This is a genomic window from Ignavibacteriota bacterium (assembly GCA_016713565.1).
In the GTDB taxonomy this organism is placed as follows: domain Bacteria; phylum Bacteroidota; class Ignavibacteria; order Ignavibacteriales; family Melioribacteraceae.
Genome location: JADJOX010000008.1, coordinates 645,722 through 664,587 on the forward strand (window position 1 = coordinate 645,722; position 18,866 = coordinate 664,587).

Below are 18,866 nucleotides of genomic sequence, written 5' to 3' on the forward strand. Positions count from 1 at the left end.
AGAATTATTATGAAAAACTATAAAATACTTTGGATCGATGATGAGATCGAGATGCTTCGCTCTCATATTATATTTTTAAAGGAAAAAGGATATGATGTAACAACGTTTACTAACGGAAAAGACGCGATTGCTGAATTGAAAGAATCCGAATATGATTTAATTTTTTTAGATGAAATGATGCCGGGTATGGGAGGCTTAGAAACTCTTTCAATAATTAAAGAAATGAATCCGAATATACCTGTTGTAATGGTTACAAAGAGCGAAGAAGAATCTTTGATGAATGACGCAATAGGAAGCAAGATAACCGATTATCTCATAAAATCTGTAGTTCCTTCGCAAATATTAATGGTTTGTAAAAAAATATTGGACGGCAAAAAAATTTCCGGCGAATATGTAACTAAAGATTATTTGGAGGATTTTAATAAAATCTCTGTTAGATTGACAGATAATTTAAATTCAAACGATTGGATTGACATCAACACAAAAATGGTTAATTGGGATCTTGAAATCGACAGCCATAGAGAAGTAGGTTTGCAGCAGACTTTATTGGAACAAAAAAAAGAATGCAATCAGGAATTCTCTAAATTTGTTGAAAAGAATTATGAGTATTGGGTTAATAATAAAAATAATAATGATGTTCCGGTTTTAACAACGGATATTGTTGAAAAATTTGTGATCCCGCATTTGTCAAGCGCCGAAGGTCCCGTTTTCTTTTTTGTGCTGGATTGCCTTCGTTTAGATCAATGGCTATTGATGGAAAAACATCTTTTGGATTATTTTACAATTTCAAAAGATTATTACTACTCAATTTTACCAACGGCAACTCCATATTCAAGAAATGCTTTGTTCAGCGGATTGTATCCCTCCGAAATTGAAAATTATTATCCCGATCTTTGGCAGGGAAACGACGATGAGCGAAGTCAGAATAAATATGAAAAAGATCTTCTTCAATTTCTGCTCGATAGAAAAAGAGTGAAGCTTGATAATGAATTAAAATATATGAAAATTATTGATCCCGATGTCGGCAGATCATTTGAACAAAATATTGTTTCGCACAAACGAACTCATTTTATGGCGGTTGTAGTTAATTTTTTGGATATGCTAGTACACGGAAGATCGGATTCCGAATTGATAAAGGAAATTGCGCCGAATGAAGCGGCATTCAGATCGCTTACAAATAGCTGGTTTCAGCATTCGTCATTGTTCGGAACATTTAGAAATATAGCGCTGATGAATAAAGCGAAAGTTATTATAACAACTGATCACGGAAGCATAATTACAAGAAGAGCCGCCAAAGTTATGGCGGATAAAGAAACGTCAAAGAATTTAAGATTTAAATTCGGCAGAAATCTTAACGTTGATTCCAAATTCGCGTTTCAAATAAATAATCCTCACAAGTTCAAACTTCCTAAAAGAGGAGTTACCGGAAGCTACATAATCGCGAAAGAAGATTTTTATTTCATTTATCCCACTGATTACCACAAGTACCTAAATTATTATAAAGATACATTTCAGCACGGAGGAATTTCAATGGAAGAAATGATTCTTCCCGTTATTACCATGGAGAGCAAAAAGTAATTGGAGATTTTGCGCCAAAGAAAAATTAATTCTCTGTCGGAATTGGATAAGTTTTCATCCGAAATTTCTCAAATAATTAAGAAAGGCGATATCATAGTTCTTGAGGGAAACTTAGGCAGCGGAAAAACTACCTTTGTTAAATCTATTTGTTTAAATTATGGCATTGAAAATGTTGTAAGTCCTACTTTTGCTATTGTAAACGAATATTATTCTAAATTTACGATATTTCATTTTGATTTTTACAGAATTAAAAAAATTGAAGAATTGTATGATATTGGTATTGAAGAATATTTAAATAATTCCGAAGCGGTTATTTTCATTGAATGGGCTGAGCTGTTTCCCCAAATTTTACCCAAGGAATATATTAAAATTACAATTCAATTTAATGATAAAGAAGAACGAAATATTGAAGTGATCAAAATTAATTAATGGAAAAAAATAAAATAATACTTGCCATTGAAACTTCAAATGAATTGTGCGGAGCCGCAATTTTATTTAGCGAAAACAATTTTGATGAAAGAATTATTTCACTTAAACACGTGCACTCTGAAAGATTGATTCCCGTAATTGATGAATTATTTAAGGCAAATAAAATTTCGGCAAATGATTTATCCGCCGTTGCCGTTTCTATTGGACCGGGTTCTTTTACCGGATTAAGAATAGGTTTAACCTCTGCTAAAGCCATAGCTTTTGCGGCGAATTTGGCTATAATTCCTGTTCCTACATTTTCGGCATTGGCATTTGAAATTTCCGAATATATAAAATTAAACGAAGAATTTTTTATCATTAACAACGCTAATATTGAAGAATGTTACTTTGCTAAGTATAAATTGCTTGAAAACAAAATTGAGGAAAAAATACCGTTAAGCTTAATAAATAAAAAAGAGCTGGACAAATATATATGTTATGAATCTTTAATTTTCGGAAGTGTAAAAAATATAAAAACCGTAAAAAACGTTACTTCGCCTAGAGCCGTCAATATTGGAAAATGGGCTTATTTTTTTGGCGAAGATTTATTAACTTTTGACTATGATTTTCTTGAGCCAAATTATTTAAAGGAATTTAAGATAAAGAGATTACAATGAAAAAAATAAATTATTTTTTAACATTTTTAGTTTTTAACTTTTCACTATTTGCGCAAATCACCGGTCCGAAGATTTCCGCTCTTAGTCCGGAATTTGATTTTGGCGATGTAAAAGAAGGGATAGTACTTAAGCATAATTTTGTTATTTCCAATACAGGCGGACAAGTTTTACAAATTTCAAAAGTGAAGGCTTCATGCGGCTGTACCGCGGCAAAACCTTCTAGAAATGAAATTAAGCCGAATGATACAACTTCAATTAATGTTTCTTTTGATACAAGCAGAAGAATGGGACAACAGCAAAAGTATGTTTATATATTCAGTAACGATTCCGAAAATCCACAATATAGATTATCATTTAAGGCAAACATAATATCATCGAATGTTGGGATTTCCAACGGAGATCCGGAAATAAAACTTTCAAAATACTCTCAAAATTTTGGAAACGTTAAAGAGGGACAAATTCTTAAAACTACAGTTGAAATTTCCAATATCGGAAAAAGCGTGTTGGAAATAAGTGAAATAAAATCATCTTGCGGATGTACGGCAACTTTTATGAAAGACAGATCGCTTAAGCCGAACGAAAAATCAAATTTGAATATTGATTTCAATACAAAAGATTTAAAGGGACCAATTGTACGAACTGTTACTTTAATTTCTAATGATCCTCAGTTTCCGTCGCGCGTAGTAACACTAATTGCTAATATCGAAAAGGAATAATTTAAATGGCGTGGTTTAAAAGATCAAAACAAAATATTTCTCCGGAAAGTAAAAAACTTGACGTACCGGACGGACAATGGATAAAATGTGAAAAGTGCGGAGAAATTATTTACGCGAGACAATTGGAAATGAACGCTTGGGTTTGCTTTAAGTGCGACCACCACTTTAGAATAAACAGTACTGATTATATTTCTATTATTTTTGACAGCGGTTCATTTAAAGAGCTAGATAAAAAGATGAAATCGGCTGACCCGTTAAAATTTGAGGATACTAAATCATATAAGGATAGAATTTCTGAAACGATTAAGAAAACCGGATTAAATGACGCCGTAAGAACAGGAATTGGTACAATAAACGGACAAAAAGTAAGTTTTGCGTGTATGGATTTTAAATTTATTGGCGGTAGCATGGGTTCTGTTGTTGGAGAAAAAATTGCCAGAGCGATAGATAAAGCTTATGAAAATAAAATCCCGATGATCATAATTTCCCAAAGCGGCGGAGCGAGAATGATGGAAGGCGCTTTATCGCTTATGCAAATGGCAAAAACAAGCAGTCGTTTAGCTAGATTGGCTGATGCCGGGTTGCCTTATATTTCAATTTTAGCCGATCCTACAACGGGCGGAACAACAGCGAGTTACGCGATGCTTGGTGATGTAATAATTGCCGAACCAAAAGCATTGATTGGATTTGCCGGACCACGAGTTATAAAACAAACAATTGGAAAAGATTTACCGAAAGGATTTCAGCGATCTGAATTTTTGCTTGAAAACGGATTTGTCGATTCAATAGTTCATAGAAAAGACTTAAAAGAAAAATTAACTAAGCTGATTGGTTATATGAGTTAAAAAAGTTTTTAACGATTTTTATTTAATTCTGCAATTTTTTTCAATTTGGAAATTGCAAAATCTATTTCTTCAAAAGAATTATTTGCCGAAAAAGAAAATCTTAAAGTCCCTTTAGCGTAATCAATTGATTTGCCGCTTGCCAAAATAACATGCGATGGTTTTAAAGTTCCTGAAGTACACGCGGAACCTGAGGACGCAGCAATTCTGTTTATATCCAAATTCATTAAAATCGCTTCGGAATCATTTTTGAAATATTGTGGATCAAATGTTATACTTAAAATATACGGAGAAAAATTTTCATAACTGTTTATTAAAACTTTATCTGCAAAATATTTATGCAGCTGTTGTGTAAAGTATTTTTTTAATTTGCTCACTTTTTCATAATTGTTATCAAGTTCTTGTTTCGCAATTTTTACAGCTTCGGCAAATCCGACAATACTTGCTACATTTTCCGTTCCGGCTCTTCGATTTCGTTCTTGTCCGCCGCCAAGTATAAATGACTCCATAGGAGTGCCGCTTTTTATATAAGCCAATCCAATTCCTTTTGGTCCGTTTATTTTATGAGCGGAAGCGGAAAGCGCGTGAATATGTATTTTTTTTACGTCAATATTAATTTTTCCAAAACTTTGAACGGCGTCTGTATGAATATAATAATCTTTATTTGGAAGTATGTCGAAATCGAAAATGCTTCCAGTTTCGTTATTTACATGTATTATTGAGACTAACGAAGTTTTTTCATCAATCTCGTTTTTAATTTTATTTTCCAAAGGTTTAAATTTTTCATCTACCGGCACTAACTTTGATTCAAATCCTTCATTTGCCAATTTATCAAATGTATGCAAAACGGAATGATGCTCAACAGTGGAAGTAATAATTTTATTTTTACCGCTCTCTATGTATTCAGTTTTTGCGATCCCATTTATAATAAAATTATTAGATTCGGTTCCGCCGCTTGTAAAGTATATTTCACTCGGTTCCGCATTTATAAGATCTGCTATAATTTCTCGTGAATCTTCTACTGCGACTCGGGCTTTTCTTCCAAAAGAATGAATCGCCGATGCGTTTCCATAATCTTCTTTTAAATACGGAAGCATTTTTTCTAAAACTTGCTGATGCAGTTTTGTGGTCGCGGCATTATCAAAATAAACGTTCATAATTATTTTAAAGAAATATCCCCGTTTGTAATTTTCTCAAGCTTATCGCCAATTTTAAGTATCATGAATCCGTTTGCGTCAATATCATAAAATATTCCGTGCAACAAATTATTATTGGAATCAATTGTTATATGTTCGCCGATCATTCTGCATTTATCGCGCCATTCATCCAAAATGCTTTTAGCGTTTGTGTTTAATTCGTTGATATTGTTTTCTAAATTGTTTAAAATTTCATTCAATAATCTTTCGCGTGCAATTTCTTTTTTTGCTTCATACTTTACTGATGTCGGTCGAACTTTATACTCGCCCTCAAATTTTGTTTGATTTACATTAATTCCAATACCAATTACAAACTTTTCAAGTTTGGAATTTTTATAGCTGGATTCAAGTAATATTCCGCTAAGTTTTTTATTCTTAACCAAAATGTCGTTGGGCCATTTTAATTCTGTTTTCAGCTGAAATAAATTTTCAATTGATTGAGCAACGGCAAGTGAGGCAGCCAAATTGACATGGTTAATATTTAATTTTTCAATCTTCTTGTTAAACAATATTGAAAAAGTAAGATTATTTCCTTTTATACTATACCATTTTCTATTTAATCTTCCTTTTCCGTCAATTTGAAATTCGCTGAGCAAAACCGTTCCATTCGGCAGATTTTCACTTTCCGACATTAAATAAGAATTTGTTGAGTCAATTTCTTCAACATAAATGAAGTTTCGTCCAATAAAGTTTGTATCTAACTTTAAATCAAAATCTTCAATGTTAAACATTTATTACCTCCAAAGTTATACGACAAATTGACACGCAATAAGACAAAAACAAAATAAAAATGCCAAAATTACTTTTTGGTGTCAAAATGGCAAAATTTACTTTTAATATAAAAATGCCGTAAATGGTTTAATTACAATAAGTTAAGTCAAACAATATTTCTTGGCACATTTTATGTTTACTAAAGGACAAATATATTCAAAAATTAAAAAGGAGAAAATAACATGACACTTTTAAGATTTGAACCAATGAGAGATTTTGATCATTTAGCAAACCGTTTTCAAAGATTCTTTGATGAATTCCCAGGTTTTTCTGCAGTAGAAAAAGATAATTTTTCACCAAGAATAGATATTTCAGAAAATGAAAAAAATATAATTATCGATGCCGAAATTCCGGGTGTTAAAAAAGAAAATTTAAAAATAACATTGCAAGATAACATTTTAACAATTGAAGGTGAAAAGAAAAAAGTAGCGGAAGAAAAAGAAAAAAATTATTATCGTGAGGAAAGATCCTACGGAAAATTCAAAAGAAGTTTTACTTTTCCGGTTGAGGTTGATTCTGATAAAGTTGAAGCGAAATTTGAAAATGGAATGTTGGAAATTAAATTAAATAAGCTTGAGCCAAAAACGGCAAAAGAAAGAATAATAGAGCTTAACTAAATAAAATACAAAAGCGGCTCATTTGAGTCGCTTAATTTTAAACTAAGGAGAAATGAAATGGGTAAAATAATAGGAATTGATCTTGGAACTACTAACTCGTGCGTTGCGGTGATGGAAGGAAATGATCCGGTTGTTATACCAAATTCTGAGGGTGGAAGAACAACTCCATCTGTTATAGGTTTTACCAAAAGCGGAGAAAGATTAGTCGGACAGCCGGCAAAAAGGCAAGCCGTAACTAATCCAAATAATACTATCTTTTCCGTAAAAAGATTTATGGGAAGAAGATTTGATGAAGTTGGAATTGAAATTAAAGAAGTACCATATAAAGTTGTAGCCGGCGATAACGGTTCGGCAAGAATTAAAATTGATGACAGATTATATTCACCACCGGAAATTAGCGCGATGGTTCTTCAGAAAATGAAAAAAACTGCTGAAGATTATTTAGGTCAAGAAGTAAACGAAGCGGTTATTACTGTTCCAGCATATTTTAATGACGCTCAACGACAAGCTACAAAAGATGCCGGTGAAATTGCGGGTTTAACCGTAAGAAGAATTATTAATGAACCAACAGCCGCCGCGTTAGCGTACGGTTTGGATAAGAAGAACAAGGAAGAATTGGTAGCAGTTTATGATCTTGGTGGCGGTACTTTTGATATTTCAATATTACAATTAGGCGACGGAGTTTTTGAAGTTAAATCTACAAACGGCGATACACATTTAGGCGGTGATGATTTTGATCAAAGATTAATTGACTTTTTAGCGAGTGAATTTCAAAAACAGGAAGGTATTGATCTTAGAAAAGATCCAATGGCTTTGCAGAGATTGAAAGAAGGCGCTGAAAAAGCTAAAATTGAATTATCGTCAACGACTCAAACTGACGTTAATCTGCCTTTTATTACTGCAACGCAAGATGGACCAAAGCACCTTAACATAACAATTTCGCGCGCGAAGTTTGAACAATTAATTGATGATCTTATTGAAAGATCAGCAGGACCTTGTGAACAGGCTATTAAAGACGCGGGAGTTTCACCTTCGCAGATAGATGAAGTTATATTAGTAGGCGGATCAACAAGAGTTCCTAAAGTTCAAGATTTAGTTAGAAAGATATTCGGAAAAGAACCTCATAAAGGTGTAAATCCGGATGAAGTTGTTGCTGTCGGAGCGGCAATTCAAGGTGGAGTTTTAGCCGGAGATGTTAAAGATGTTCTTTTGCTTGATGTTACTCCGCTTTCACTTGGAATTGAAACATTGGGCGGCGTAATGACAAAATTAATTGAATCAAATACCACTATTCCAACGAAGAAAAGTGAAGTATTTTCAACTGCCGCGGATAATCAGCCAAGCGTAGAAATACATATTCTTCAAGGTGAAAGATCAATGGCGGCTGATAATAGAACTTTAGGCAGATTTCACTTAGAAGGTTTACCGCCGTCACCAAGAGGAATTCCGCAGATTGAAGTAGCTTTTGACATTGACGCTAACGGAATTATGCATGTATCAGCAAAAGATAAAGCGACAGGAAAGGAGCAAAGCATCAGAATTACATCTTCAAGCGGTTTATCAAAAGATGAAATTGATAAAATGAAAAATCAGGCTAAAGAACATGCTGCCGAAGATAAAAAGAAAAAAGAGGGTGTTGATATAAAAAACACCGCTGATAATTTAGTTTTTCAAACGAAGAAACAAATTGAAGAACTTAAAGATAAATTACCGGCAGATGTAAAATCTAAACTGGAATCTGAAATTGTAAATGTTGAAGAAGCAATTAAAACAAATAATTCTGATACAATAAAATCCGCATCGGATAAATTGAGTAAAGTTTGGAGCGAAGCCGCGCAAAACTTATATCAGCAGCCGGGCGCTCAAGGTCAACCCGGACAAGGTTTTGATCCGAATGCTCAGCAGCAGTCGCAAACAAATTCTGATGCGCCAAAGGATGACAGTAAAAATGTTGAAGATGCTTCTTATGAAGTTGTTGATGACGATAAATAGAAACTTTTATAGAAATAAAAAATGAAAGTAAAGGAGTATTAAAATGGAAGAAACAAATTTATTAACAAATGTTGAAGAAAAAAGAAGCTGGGAAGAAGCTCTTGAAAAAGAATCGTGGGTTGCGCCTTTAATAGATATTTATGAAACTAACGATGATTATTTCATAGTTGCGAATATGCCGGGAGTAAGTAAAGAAGATGTAAAGATAAAGGTAGAGGACGGCGATTTAGTAATTATGGGAAGAATCAATTTCTCTGATGTTTTGAATAAAAAATATTTGCTGAAGGAAATTGATCCAAGCAACTATTATAGAAAATTCAAACTTTCCGATAGTATTAATGAAGAAAAAATAGTCGCGACTCTAGAGAATGGAAGACTGCAAATTAATCTTCCAAAATTGGAAAGAGTTAAACCCCGCACAATTGAAATAAACTAAATTTCATTAAAACCTCAGAGCGATCTGAGGTTTTTTTATTTAGTAAACTTTTATCTTCTGACAAACTTAATTATTTTTGCATAATAAAATATTAGAGAGAGATATTCATGATTGTATACCCAATCACTCAATACGGTGATAAAATTTTAAGAAAAGTCGTAAAACCCGTTAAAGAAATAAATGATGATATTTTATTGATTGTTAGAAAAATGTTCGAAACAATGCGTAACGCAAACGGCGTTGGTTTAGCCGCTAACCAAGTCGGTTTGGATAAACAAATTTTTGTTGTTGATGTGTCCGAAGTTGAAGATTATAATGATATAAAACCCGTCGCAATGATAAATCCGCAAATTATTTTACAATCGGATGAAAAAATTATTTTGGAAGAAGGATGTTTAAGTCTGCCTACATTAAGAGATGATGTTGAGAGAGCACGAGATATAAAAGTTAAATATTTAAACACTTCTGGAGAAGAAGTTGAAACTGAAGCCTCAGAATTTTTCGCCCGTGTAATCCTTCATGAATATGATCATCTTATTGGAAAAATGATTCCTGACAGAGTCGCGGAAAGCAAGAGAACGAAAATGTTAAGTCTCTTAAAGAAAATTCAAAACAGAGAAATAGATTGCGATTACCCAATAACAGAAAATGAAGCTTAGTTAATGAAAATTATATTTTTCGGAACACCGGATTTTGCGATTCCATCATTAGATATTCTTTTTAAAAATGGTCATGAAATTTTAGCGGTAGTTACGGCTCCTGATAAACCAAGAGGCAGAGGTCAAAATTTATCGCCGACTCCAATCAAACAATTTGCCGCCGAAAATAGCATAAAGATCTTTACTCCGGATAAATTGAAAGACAATGAACTTGAGTTTCAATTAAAAGAATTAAACCCAGATTTGTTTGTGATTGTCGCGTTTAGAATTTTGCCAAGAAATATTTTCACAATTCCGAAGTACGGTTCATTCAATTTACACGGCTCGCTTCTTCCTAAGTACAGAGGAGCCGCGCCGATACAATGGGCATTGATAAACGGCGATACTGAAACCGGTTTAACAACATTTTTTTTGGAAGATAAAGTCGATACAGGAAACATAATTCTAAAGGAAAAAGTTAAAATTGAAGATAATGACAACTTTGAGTCATTACATGACAGAATGAGAATTATTGGAGCCGATTTAGTTTTAAAAACGGTTAATCTTATTCAGCATAATAAAGTAATATTACATAAACAGGATGATTCAATTGCTACACCCGCACCGAAAATAACCAAAGAAATATGTGAGATAAATTGGACTAAATCTGCAAATGAAATTCATAATTTAGTTAAAGGATTATCTCCATTTCCGGGGGCTTTTTTTTATCTCAAGAATAAATCATATAAAGTATTTTCAACAAAAGTAGTAAGCATTTCGGAATTAAAAATTGGCGAGATCCAGCAAACTAAAAATGAAATTATTGTTGGCACTTCTCAAAATTCGATACAAATATTGGAAATTCAGCCCGAAGGAAGAAAAAGAATGAAAACCGATGAATTTCTTCGCGGATATTCACTCCTTTAAATTAACACACAAATTTATTTTAATTTCTTTCAATGGACTTACAAAATAAGTTTAATTAATTTTAAACATTAAAATTGAGGTAAACATGAAAGCAAATAAAAAAAATAATGATTTAAAATATTCGATGGATACACATTTGATTTATGGAAAAAACGTTTCCAATAAATGGGATTACAGTCATCACGTTACGGCGCCTATTTCTTCTTCAACAACCTTCAGATTAGATTCCGTTGAACGCGGAGCAGAAGGTTTTATGCAGTTTGCGCAAACTGAAACTCACGGAAATGATGAACCGATTTTTATATACGATAGACTTGGAGAACCAAATAAAGATATGCTTGAGGAAAACTTAGCTTATATTGAAAAAGGAGAAATGGCTGTAACATTTTCGAGTGGTATGGGCGCAATTTCAGGTGTGCTTGGAATTCTTACAAAATCCGGTGACGAAATAATTACTCACACAACATTATATGGATGCACAATTTCGTTATTTAATAATTGGTACCCAAGGCTGAATATTAAAGTGAACCCAATTGATCTTACTAATCTAAAGAATATTTATTCAGTACTGAATGAAAATACAAAAGTCATTTATTTTGAGTCACCGGCAAATCCGAATCTGGATATTGTTGATATTAATGAATTAAGAAAAATTGTCGATAAAATTAATAAAACAAGAAACGAACAAGACAAAATTACAATTGTTGTAGATAATACTTTCGCGACATCTTTTAGTCAAAGACCAATTGAATGCGGCGCAGATTTTTCCGTTCATTCTTTAACAAAAGGTATGGGCGGTTTTGGAACCGATATGGGCGGCGCAGTAATTGGAAAAAATAAGTATAGAGACGCGCTGCTGCTTTATAGAAAAGACTACGGAGCTGTTTTGAATACAAAAAGCGCATGGGCAATATTAACTTACGGATTACCGAGTTTAGCATTACGTCAAAAACATCAAATTCAATCTTCTATTAAAATTGCTGAATTTTTGGAGAATCATCCAAAGGTGGAATTTGTAAGATATCCGGGATTAAAATCTCATCCTCAGTACAAAATCGCTAAGAAACAAATGATAGATTTTTATGGAAATTTTGCTCCAGGCAGTTTGATCTATTTTGTGCTAAAGGGAAAAACACCCAAAGAAACAAAAGAAAACGGTAAGAAATTAATGGATAACATCGCTCAAAATGCTTACACAATGACTCTAGCGGTAAGCTTGGGTCATACACGAACTTTAATCGAGCACCCGGCTTCCATGACTCACTCTGTAATTCCCGCTGATAAATTGGAAGAACGAGGAATTGACGCCGGCGGTGTAAGGTTAGCAATCGGTATTGAAAATGTAAACGACGTTTTAATGGATTTGAAAGAATCTTTAAAAATAATTTAAACTTATTCTTCATTGATATATTTGATTATTAATGATAAAATTCCTTATTAGAATTACACTTCGTAACTTAGATTTAATAATTAATTTATGCGAATGAATTTTTCGTTCCCATAATTTTTCCTGAAATTATATCGATAATTAAGTAAATATCTTGAGTTAAAATTGAAATTTATCATTTTTTCTTTTATCGTTTTTTGCGCTAATTTATTTTCACAAGAGATAAAAAATATAGATCAAAAAGTTTTTGGTTTTTTAGAATCTAACGGCAAGACTTACTTTGTTTTGCAAGATGGATATTTGCTTTTAAAAAGCAATGACGACTATATAGAATATTACCGTGAAATATACAAAGATTCAACAATTACAAATCCCAATACTGAGATTAAAAGCGAATACTCGGTTAATTTTATTCCTTATTTAATGCCTTCACAAAATGATAATGTAACCAATTTCGATGAACCAAAAAATTTGGGAATATTAATTCAATTGAATAAATCGAATGAATATATTCTAACAGATTACGGCATCAATTTATTTGATTCGCTTTCAAGAAAGAAATAAAAAATGCTTTACAGTGACTTCGATACGATCAACTATGTGATCTACTCAGTCACCGAGAGACACGCAAGAAAGAGATGCGGTCATAGAGTAATTCAAACAAAGTTTGAATGTACCAAGATTTGTGTAAAACAGCCCTAAATCAACTTTATCTAAACAATCAACTTTTAATTATAAAACTTCGTTTGTAAATTTCATCTTAATTTAAAAATTAGATAAATGATAATACACAGATCAAAAATATTTGAAAATTTCCCGGAAATTATTTTTGGATTTTCCACAAAAATTGGAAATGGAAATAACGGTAAATTTGGATTCAACCTTTCTAAATCCATTGGAGAGAATGAAGAAATTGTTGAAGAAAATAGAAATGAATTCTTTAAGAATATGAATTTATCAACCGATAAAGTAATTGTTCAGAAACAAACTCATAGCGATATTATAAACTATATCGAACAGTTCAGTAATACTTTAACTGGTGATGCCTTAATTACAAAAAAAGTTGAGTTTGGTTTAGCGGTTTCAACTGCAGATTGTACAAATATTTATATTTACGATCCGAAAGTTAAAATTATTGCTGCGGTTCATTCCGGATGGGAAGGAACCGAAAAAAAGATTTTAGAAAAAACAGTCAATAAGTTATTTGGTGATTTTGCGTGTAACCCGAAAGATTTTATTGTTTATTTTGGACCTTCAATTTCGCAAAAAAATTATGAAGTTGGAAAAGAATTTGAAAATAAATTTGATAAAAAATATTTAATGCCAAATAAAGAAAAATATCTTCTTGACCTTAAAACTGCCAATAAAGATATGCTGCTGAATTTTGGAGTTCCTGAAGATCAAATTGAAATTGACGAAAATTGCAGTTATGGAAATCCGATATTTCAATCCTACAGAAGAGATAAACAAAATTCCGGAAGAGCATTAGGCATAATTGCAATGAGAAATTAATGAATAATTCGGCAAAAATTGTTCTCGGTTATGTTGTCATTTGTTTGATTTGGGGCTCTACCTGGCTGGCAATTAAATTTGGATTGGAATCTTTAACTCCACTAATTTCCGCGGGTTTAAGGTTTTTACTTGCATCAATTATAATATTTACAATAGTAAAGATCAAAAAAATTGAATTTCATTTAGATAGCCTTTCCATAAAATTATATATTTTCTTGGCATTCTTCTCATTTGCTGTCCCTTTTTGGTTAGTGTATTGGGCTGAACAGTTTGTTCCCAGCGGTTTAACATCTGTTATGTTCGGTATGTACCCTTTTTCGGTATTTGTATTTTCATGGTTTATCTTAAAAGGTGAATCGGCGGATTTCTATAAATTTATCAGCGTAATTTTTGGCTTTATCGGAATTCTAATTATTTTTTGGGATAGCTTGCAAGTTGATATCGAAAATTATTCATTAGGATTATTAGCCGTCTTATTGAGCGCCATATTACAAGGTTCTACCGCTGTAACCATTAAAAAATGGGGAACTCATTTACATCCGTTATCAATTAATGCCGTACCTCTTTTTATTGCTGGAATCAGTATGGTAACACTCAGTTTTTTACTTGAAAAAACTTCATCCTGGGAGTTTTCGTTTAATGCTGTTTTGTCAATAATTTATTTGTCAATAGTTGGAACAATTGCCGCTTTTACTATTTATTATTGGCTTTTAAAACAAATAAACGCCGTAATTTTAGCGCTTTCATCTTTTATAACTCCAATTATTGCAATAATATTAGGCTGGCTCGTTCTTAATGAAAAACTTTCAGCACAAGTTTTGTTTGGAGCATTGTTTGTACTAATTGGAATTTTATTTGGTAATTTTAAACAACTTAGAAATCAATTACGAAGTAAAAAGGTTAAGTATGCAAAATGTAGTTAGAATAAAAAATGCTGTATTTTATGCTTATCACGGAGCCTTAAAAGAGGAACAGCATATCGGCGGAAAATTTGAAGCCGATGTTGATATGTATTTCAATTTTACGGAAGCAGCGGCAAATGATGATCTTTCAAAAACGATAAATTATGACGAAGTTTATAAATTTATAAACAAAGTAATTCATGAAAAAAAATATTATCTAATAGAAACATTAGCCGCGAAAATTGCAGATAATTTATTATCAACTTATTCTATTTTGGATAAAGTAATAGTTAAAGTAAGAAAAAATAATGTTCCGGTTGGCGGAATAATTGAACACGTGGAAGCGGAAGTTGAAAAAAGCAGAAATGAATAAAGTATATATTGGAATTGGTTCTAATGTAGGTGACAGATTATTGAACTTTAAAAATGCCGTTGAATTATTAGTCGAAAATGAAAAAATAAATGGTCTGAAAATTTCATCAATTTACGAGACTTTACCTTACGGAAATACTGAACAAAATAATTTTTATAATGCCGTACTTTACTTTTTAACGAGTTTATCACTTACCGAATTATTCGACTTTACAAAAGAAATTGAAAAGAAAGTCGGAAGAAAAAAAAGACAGAATTGGGGACCGCGAGAAATTGATTTAGATATTCTAATGTATAACGATTTGGTTTATTCGAATAAGAGCATTTCAATTCCTCATAAAGATTTGGTAAACAGAGATTTTGTTCTTGTTCCGTTATTGGAATTGAATAAAAATCTTAAGCATCCTGAATCAAAAATTAAACTAAATTCATATTTATTAAATTTAGCAGATAAATATATTATTAGTAAATTTGAACAGAACATTCGATAAGTTATTTGTAATTTACAGTTATTTCAGGGAATAAATATTTAAAATATGGAAAATTTTTTAGAGCAGCCCAAATACATAGCAATTGAAGGCGTAATTGGCGCCGGTAAAACGGCGTTAACAAAAAAATTAGCCGAAAAATTATCGGCAAAATTAGTTTTGGAAGAATTTGAGAATAATCCTTTTCTCGAAAAATTTTATGACGACAGAAAGAGATATGCTTTTCAGGCGCAAATGTTCTTTTTAATTAATAGATTTAAACAGCAGGAACAATTCAACCAGGAAGATCTTTTTTCTGAATATATCGTTTCGGATTATTTTTTCGATAAAGATCAAATTTTTGCTTATCTGAATCTTTCCGGCGAAGAACTGAAACTTTATGAAAGTATTTTTCCTCTTTTGAAAAGAAATTTAAGACAAATAGATTTGGTGATTTTTCTACAAGCCAGCGTTGATAGATTGATTTACAATATTAAAAAACGCGGAAGGTCAATTGAGAAAAATTTATCAAGATCATATATTAGAGAATTAAGTGAAGCCTATAATAATTTTTTCTTTAAGTATAGTTCAACTCCGCTTCTTATTGTAAACACTACCGATATAGATTTTGTAAACAGGGAAGATGATTTTGACGAACTTTATAAGCAAATTTTCAGAAAAGATAGAGGCTTTATAGAATATTTTAATCCAAAAATAAAAGTATAACAATGGCAGGATTAGTTAAACTCATATTTTATATTATAATTGGCTACATATTTTATAAAAGTTATAAGGTAATTGTAAATTCATTTCGCAGTACTTCAAACAGGAATTCGGGACAAGACATTTTTGAAAGAGAAAATGTAAAATCCAAAATTAACAAAAAAGAGGTAATTGACGCGGAGTTTGAAGATATAAGCGATAAAGAAAACCGGCCTACTGAAAAATAAATTTATAATTTTGTATTCAAGCTGCGATTTTACGATGCGGAATTTATTCCATTCGAGTTGTTTGCGAATAGGAAAAAATTAAGTATTATCCTTTTACATGGTTAATTGAAAATTTCAAGAATGAAAAAAATAGCCGCTGTTGATATAGGTTCGAATTCATTTCATTTAATAATTGCCCAAATTTTGCAAAATGGAAAACTGGAAATAATATTCCGCGATAGAGAAGTACTTAGACTTAGTGAAAATTTTACGGACAAAACAAAATTTATTTCGGATACTCTTATAGATAAAGCCGTAATTGTTTTAAAGAGATTTAAATCAATTGCCGAACAGCATAATGCCCAAATTATTACCGCGGCTACAAGTTCAGTAAGAGAATCGTCAAATCAAAATGAATTTACAAGTAAAATATTTGATAAAACCGGAATCAAAATTAATGTAATAAACGGGAATGAAGAATCTAGGTTAATCTATTCAGGAATTATAAATGCGCTGGAGCTGCGGAATAAAAAATGTATATGCATAGATATTGGCGGAGGAAGTACAGAATTCATTTATGGAAAAAATAATAATATTATCTACTCGGAAAGCTTAAAACTTGGAGCGGTGCGTTTAACGCAAAGATTTTTTCAAGATTTTGTATTGAATGATAAGAGTATTTTAGATTGTGAAAATTGGATTGATGAAAATTTACAAAAAGTGAAAAATAAAATTATCAACGAAGAAATTGATTACTATGTTGGAACGTCCGGAACGATTTTATCGGTTGGAAGCATGCTTTTATCAGAAAAGAATGTCAACATTGATAACTTAAATAATCTTAAATTTTCACGGGATGATCTTTATAAAATTCGTAATAAAATATTGGCAGCAAAAACTTTTAAAGAGCGAGAGAAAATTATTGGATTAGACCCCAAAAGAGCTGATGTATTTCCCGCAGGAATTATATTACTATCAAAAATATTTGAGCGGTTGAAAATTAAGGAAATGATAATTTCTGAATACGCAATGCGTGAAGGGATTATTTTTGATTCGTTGAAAAAATAAATCATTTCATATTAATAATATTATATTTTAATATTATAAAATTGATCCAACTTAAATCTGTGAATCTATACATAAAAATATTATTTTTCGTAATTACTATTTATAAATAATTCGGATTAAAAATGATCTCGCAAGTTTATATTAAAAATTTAGGTAATTATATTGGTCAAACCGTTACACTTAAGGGCTGGCTGTTTAACAAACGATCTAGCGGAAAGGTAAAATTTTTGATTTTACGAGACGGCAGCGGTTATCTTCAATGTATAGTTTTCAAAGGCAATGTATCGGAAGAAATTTTTCAATTAGCCGATTCGATTACGCAGGAAAGTTCTTTTGAAATAACGGGAATTGTAAAATCGGAGCCAAGAGCGGTAGGCGGTTTTGAACTTGATGTAACTGACTTAAAGTTAATTGGAGATTCCATAGATTATCCTATTACTCCAAAAGATCACGGCATTGAATTTTTAATTGATAAAAGACATTTGTGGATTCGTTCTAAAAGACAAGCCGCAATTTTAAAAATACGTCATAGAATTGTTAAAGCAATAAGAGACTTTTTTGATGAAAGAGATTTTACGCTTTTTGATCCGCCAATAATTACTCCGAATGCGTCTGAAGGAACTTCCACACTTTTTGAAATGGAATACTTTGATTTGGGTAAAGCTTATTTAACTCAATCGGGACAATTGTACGCTGAAGCCGGCGCTATGGCATTGGGCAAAGTTTATACTTTCGGTCCAACATTCAGGGCGGAAAAATCAAAAACAAGAAGACATTTAACCGAGTTTTGGATGGTTGAACCTGAAATGGCTTTTTATAATCTTGATGATGATATGGATTTAGCGGAAGAATTTTTAGAAAATATTGTTCAAACAGTTTTAAAAGACTGCAGACCGGAATTGGAAATTTTGGAAAGAGATATTTCCAAATTGGAAAAAGTTGTGAGACCTTTTCCAAGAGTTTCATATACCGAAGCCGTTGAAATTCTAAGATCAAAAGGACAAGATTTTAAATGGGGTGATGATCTTGGAGCTCCAGATGAAACTGTAATTTCAGAACAATATGATAAACCTGTAATGGTTCATAGATACCCGGCGGAAATAAAAGCGTTTTACATGAAACGCGATCCTGAAAATCCAAAGGTTGCTTTAGCCGTTGATGTTTTGGCTCCTGAAGGATACGGCGAAATAATCGGCGGAAGTCAAAGAGAAGATAATTTAGATTTGCTTTTGGAAAGAATTAATGAACACAAATTGCCTCAGCATTATTTTGAATGGTATTTGGATTTAAGAAGATTCGGTTCCGTACCGCACGCGGGTTTTGGTTTGGGATTGGAAAGAACAGTAACTTGGATATGCGGCATCGAACATTTGAGGGAAACTATTCCTTTCCCAAGGATGATCTATAGAAATACACCCTAAATAAAATTAG

General features: G+C 32.0%; 22 protein-coding genes. 20 read left to right on the forward strand and 2 right to left on the reverse strand.

The annotated features are described in order from the left end of the window. The first annotated feature begins 9 nt into the window (after positions 1-9). From IPK06_17465 to IPK06_17485, 5 genes are read left to right on the forward strand one after another with little or no spacing between them, the layout of a single operon-like run. A complete protein-coding gene (locus tag IPK06_17465) occupies positions 10-1,578 on the forward strand; it encodes a bifunctional response regulator/alkaline phosphatase family protein (protein ID MBK7981760.1) in 1,569 nt (522 codons plus the stop codon). Next, complete coding sequence (gene tsaE / locus IPK06_17470) at positions 1,579-2,007, forward strand: tRNA (adenosine(37)-N6)-threonylcarbamoyltransferase complex ATPase subunit type 1 TsaE (protein MBK7981761.1); 429 nt, start codon at positions 1,579-1,581, stop codon at positions 2,005-2,007. It begins immediately after the preceding gene. After that, complete coding sequence (tsaB, locus tag IPK06_17475; GenBank protein MBK7981762.1) at positions 2,007-2,663, forward strand: tRNA (adenosine(37)-N6)-threonylcarbamoyltransferase complex dimerization subunit type 1 TsaB; 657 nt, start codon at positions 2,007-2,009, stop codon at positions 2,661-2,663. The genes tsaE and tsaB overlap by 1 nt, the downstream gene beginning before the upstream one ends. Beyond that, the gene (locus tag IPK06_17480; GenBank protein ID MBK7981763.1) at positions 2,660-3,379 is read left to right on the forward strand and encodes a DUF1573 domain-containing protein; all 720 of its coding nucleotides are present in this window, start codon (positions 2,660-2,662) and stop codon (positions 3,377-3,379) included. Before tsaB ends, IPK06_17480 begins: the two co-directional genes overlap by 4 nt. 5 nt (positions 3,380-3,384) lie before the next feature. Continuing rightward, complete coding sequence (locus IPK06_17485) at positions 3,385-4,224, forward strand: acetyl-CoA carboxylase carboxyltransferase subunit beta (protein MBK7981764.1); 840 nt, start codon at positions 3,385-3,387, stop codon at positions 4,222-4,224. 8 nt (positions 4,225-4,232) lie between these two features. Here IPK06_17485 and IPK06_17490 read toward each other — a convergent pair whose 3' ends face one another. Beyond that, positions 4,233-5,378: a cysteine desulfurase gene (locus IPK06_17490; GenBank protein ID MBK7981765.1), complete on the reverse strand. Its 1,146-nt coding sequence runs from the start codon at positions 5,376-5,378 to the stop codon at positions 4,233-4,235. 2 nt (positions 5,379-5,380) lie between these two features. Then, on the reverse strand, positions 5,381-6,148 hold the full coding sequence (locus tag IPK06_17495) for a biotin--[acetyl-CoA-carboxylase] ligase (protein ID MBK7981766.1): 768 nt from the start codon (positions 6,146-6,148) through the stop codon (positions 5,381-5,383). Positions 6,149-6,370: 222 nt separating this feature from the next. On the opposite strand from IPK06_17495, the gene IPK06_17500 reads away from it, so the two are divergent. The 15 genes from IPK06_17500 to asnS all read left to right on the forward strand — a co-directional run bounded on the left by IPK06_17500 (position 6,371) and on the right by asnS (position 18,856). After that, positions 6,371-6,805, forward strand: coding sequence for an Hsp20/alpha crystallin family protein (locus IPK06_17500; protein ID MBK7981767.1), 435 nt, complete (start codon positions 6,371-6,373; stop codon positions 6,803-6,805). Between the two features lie 57 nt (positions 6,806-6,862). Further along, entirely contained in the window at positions 6,863-8,797 is a 1,935-nt protein-coding gene (gene dnaK, locus IPK06_17505) for a molecular chaperone DnaK (GenBank protein ID MBK7981768.1), read from the forward strand. Between the two features lie 43 nt (positions 8,798-8,840). Further along, on the forward strand, positions 8,841-9,233 hold the full coding sequence (locus tag IPK06_17510; GenBank protein MBK7981769.1) for an Hsp20/alpha crystallin family protein: 393 nt from the start codon (positions 8,841-8,843) through the stop codon (positions 9,231-9,233). A 107-nt stretch (positions 9,234-9,340) separates the two neighbouring features. After that, positions 9,341-9,892 (forward strand): peptide deformylase, encoded by a 552-nt coding sequence (gene def, locus IPK06_17515; protein ID MBK7981770.1) that lies wholly within the window; start codon positions 9,341-9,343, stop codon positions 9,890-9,892. A gap of 3 nt (positions 9,893-9,895) precedes the next feature. Beyond that, positions 9,896-10,798 (forward strand): methionyl-tRNA formyltransferase, encoded by a 903-nt coding sequence (locus IPK06_17520; GenBank protein MBK7981771.1) that lies wholly within the window; start codon positions 9,896-9,898, stop codon positions 10,796-10,798. An 85-nt stretch (positions 10,799-10,883) separates the two neighbouring features. Continuing rightward, positions 10,884-12,188 (forward strand): aminotransferase class I/II-fold pyridoxal phosphate-dependent enzyme, encoded by a 1,305-nt coding sequence (locus IPK06_17525; protein MBK7981772.1) that lies wholly within the window; start codon positions 10,884-10,886, stop codon positions 12,186-12,188. A 162-nt stretch (positions 12,189-12,350) separates the two neighbouring features. After that, a complete protein-coding gene (locus tag IPK06_17530) occupies positions 12,351-12,749 on the forward strand; it encodes a hypothetical protein (protein ID MBK7981773.1) in 399 nt (132 codons plus the stop codon). Between the two features lie 216 nt (positions 12,750-12,965). Further along, a complete protein-coding gene (gene pgeF / locus IPK06_17535) occupies positions 12,966-13,697 on the forward strand; it encodes a peptidoglycan editing factor PgeF (protein MBK7981774.1) in 732 nt (243 codons plus the stop codon). Beyond that, a complete protein-coding gene (locus tag IPK06_17540; GenBank protein ID MBK7981775.1) occupies positions 13,697-14,620 on the forward strand; it encodes a DMT family transporter in 924 nt (307 codons plus the stop codon). The genes pgeF and IPK06_17540 overlap by 1 nt, the downstream gene beginning before the upstream one ends. After that, the gene (folB, locus tag IPK06_17545; protein ID MBK7981776.1) at positions 14,604-14,972 is read left to right on the forward strand and encodes a dihydroneopterin aldolase; all 369 of its coding nucleotides are present in this window, start codon (positions 14,604-14,606) and stop codon (positions 14,970-14,972) included. The genes IPK06_17540 and folB overlap by 17 nt, the downstream gene beginning before the upstream one ends. Further along, a complete protein-coding gene (gene folK, locus IPK06_17550; GenBank protein MBK7981777.1) occupies positions 14,965-15,462 on the forward strand; it encodes a 2-amino-4-hydroxy-6-hydroxymethyldihydropteridine diphosphokinase in 498 nt (165 codons plus the stop codon). The genes folB and folK overlap by 8 nt, the downstream gene beginning before the upstream one ends. 45 nt (positions 15,463-15,507) lie before the next feature. After that, positions 15,508-16,164 (forward strand): deoxynucleoside kinase, encoded by a 657-nt coding sequence (locus tag IPK06_17555; GenBank protein MBK7981778.1) that lies wholly within the window; start codon positions 15,508-15,510, stop codon positions 16,162-16,164. Between the two features lie 2 nt (positions 16,165-16,166). Continuing rightward, a complete protein-coding gene (locus tag IPK06_17560; protein MBK7981779.1) occupies positions 16,167-16,388 on the forward strand; it encodes a hypothetical protein in 222 nt (73 codons plus the stop codon). A 120-nt stretch (positions 16,389-16,508) separates the two neighbouring features. Further along, on the forward strand, positions 16,509-17,435 hold the full coding sequence (locus IPK06_17565) for a Ppx/GppA family phosphatase (protein ID MBK7981780.1): 927 nt from the start codon (positions 16,509-16,511) through the stop codon (positions 17,433-17,435). 122 nt (positions 17,436-17,557) lie between these two features. Continuing rightward, on the forward strand, positions 17,558-18,856 hold the full coding sequence (gene asnS / locus IPK06_17570) for an asparagine--tRNA ligase (protein ID MBK7981781.1): 1,299 nt from the start codon (positions 17,558-17,560) through the stop codon (positions 18,854-18,856). Positions 18,857-18,866: the final 10 nt, after the last annotated feature.

Bases quoted from the DNA above. Each gene is read 5' to 3' on its own strand.
- IPK06_17465 (MBK7981760.1), top strand. From the start codon at position 10: ATGAAAAACTATAAAATACTTTGGATCGATGATGAGATCGAGATGCTT.
- tsaB (MBK7981762.1), top strand. From the start codon at position 2,007: ATGGAAAAAAATAAAATAATACTTGCCATTGAAACTTCAAATGAATTG.
- IPK06_17480 (MBK7981763.1), top strand. From the start codon at position 2,660: ATGAAAAAAATAAATTATTTTTTAACATTTTTAGTTTTTAACTTTTCA.
- IPK06_17485 (MBK7981764.1), top strand. From the start codon at position 3,385: ATGGCGTGGTTTAAAAGATCAAAACAAAATATTTCTCCGGAAAGTAAA.
- IPK06_17490 (MBK7981765.1), bottom strand. From the start codon at position 5,378: ATGAACGTTTATTTTGATAATGCCGCGACCACAAAACTGCATCAGCAA.
- IPK06_17495 (MBK7981766.1), bottom strand. From the start codon at position 6,148: ATGTTTAACATTGAAGATTTTGATTTAAAGTTAGATACAAACTTTATT.
- IPK06_17500 (MBK7981767.1), top strand. From the start codon at position 6,371: ATGACACTTTTAAGATTTGAACCAATGAGAGATTTTGATCATTTAGCA.
- dnaK (MBK7981768.1), top strand. From the start codon at position 6,863: ATGGGTAAAATAATAGGAATTGATCTTGGAACTACTAACTCGTGCGTT.
- IPK06_17510 (MBK7981769.1), top strand. From the start codon at position 8,841: ATGGAAGAAACAAATTTATTAACAAATGTTGAAGAAAAAAGAAGCTGG.
- def (MBK7981770.1), top strand. From the start codon at position 9,341: ATGATTGTATACCCAATCACTCAATACGGTGATAAAATTTTAAGAAAA.
- IPK06_17520 (MBK7981771.1), top strand. From the start codon at position 9,896: ATGAAAATTATATTTTTCGGAACACCGGATTTTGCGATTCCATCATTA.
- IPK06_17525 (MBK7981772.1), top strand. From the start codon at position 10,884: ATGAAAGCAAATAAAAAAAATAATGATTTAAAATATTCGATGGATACA.
- pgeF (MBK7981774.1), top strand. From the start codon at position 12,966: ATGATAATACACAGATCAAAAATATTTGAAAATTTCCCGGAAATTATT.
- IPK06_17540 (MBK7981775.1), top strand. From the start codon at position 13,697: ATGAATAATTCGGCAAAAATTGTTCTCGGTTATGTTGTCATTTGTTTG.
- folB (MBK7981776.1), top strand. From the start codon at position 14,604: ATGCAAAATGTAGTTAGAATAAAAAATGCTGTATTTTATGCTTATCAC.
- folK (MBK7981777.1), top strand. From the start codon at position 14,965: ATGAATAAAGTATATATTGGAATTGGTTCTAATGTAGGTGACAGATTA.
- IPK06_17555 (MBK7981778.1), top strand. From the start codon at position 15,508: ATGGAAAATTTTTTAGAGCAGCCCAAATACATAGCAATTGAAGGCGTA.
- IPK06_17560 (MBK7981779.1), top strand. From the start codon at position 16,167: ATGGCAGGATTAGTTAAACTCATATTTTATATTATAATTGGCTACATA.
- IPK06_17565 (MBK7981780.1), top strand. From the start codon at position 16,509: ATGAAAAAAATAGCCGCTGTTGATATAGGTTCGAATTCATTTCATTTA.
- asnS (MBK7981781.1), top strand. From the start codon at position 17,558: ATGATCTCGCAAGTTTATATTAAAAATTTAGGTAATTATATTGGTCAA.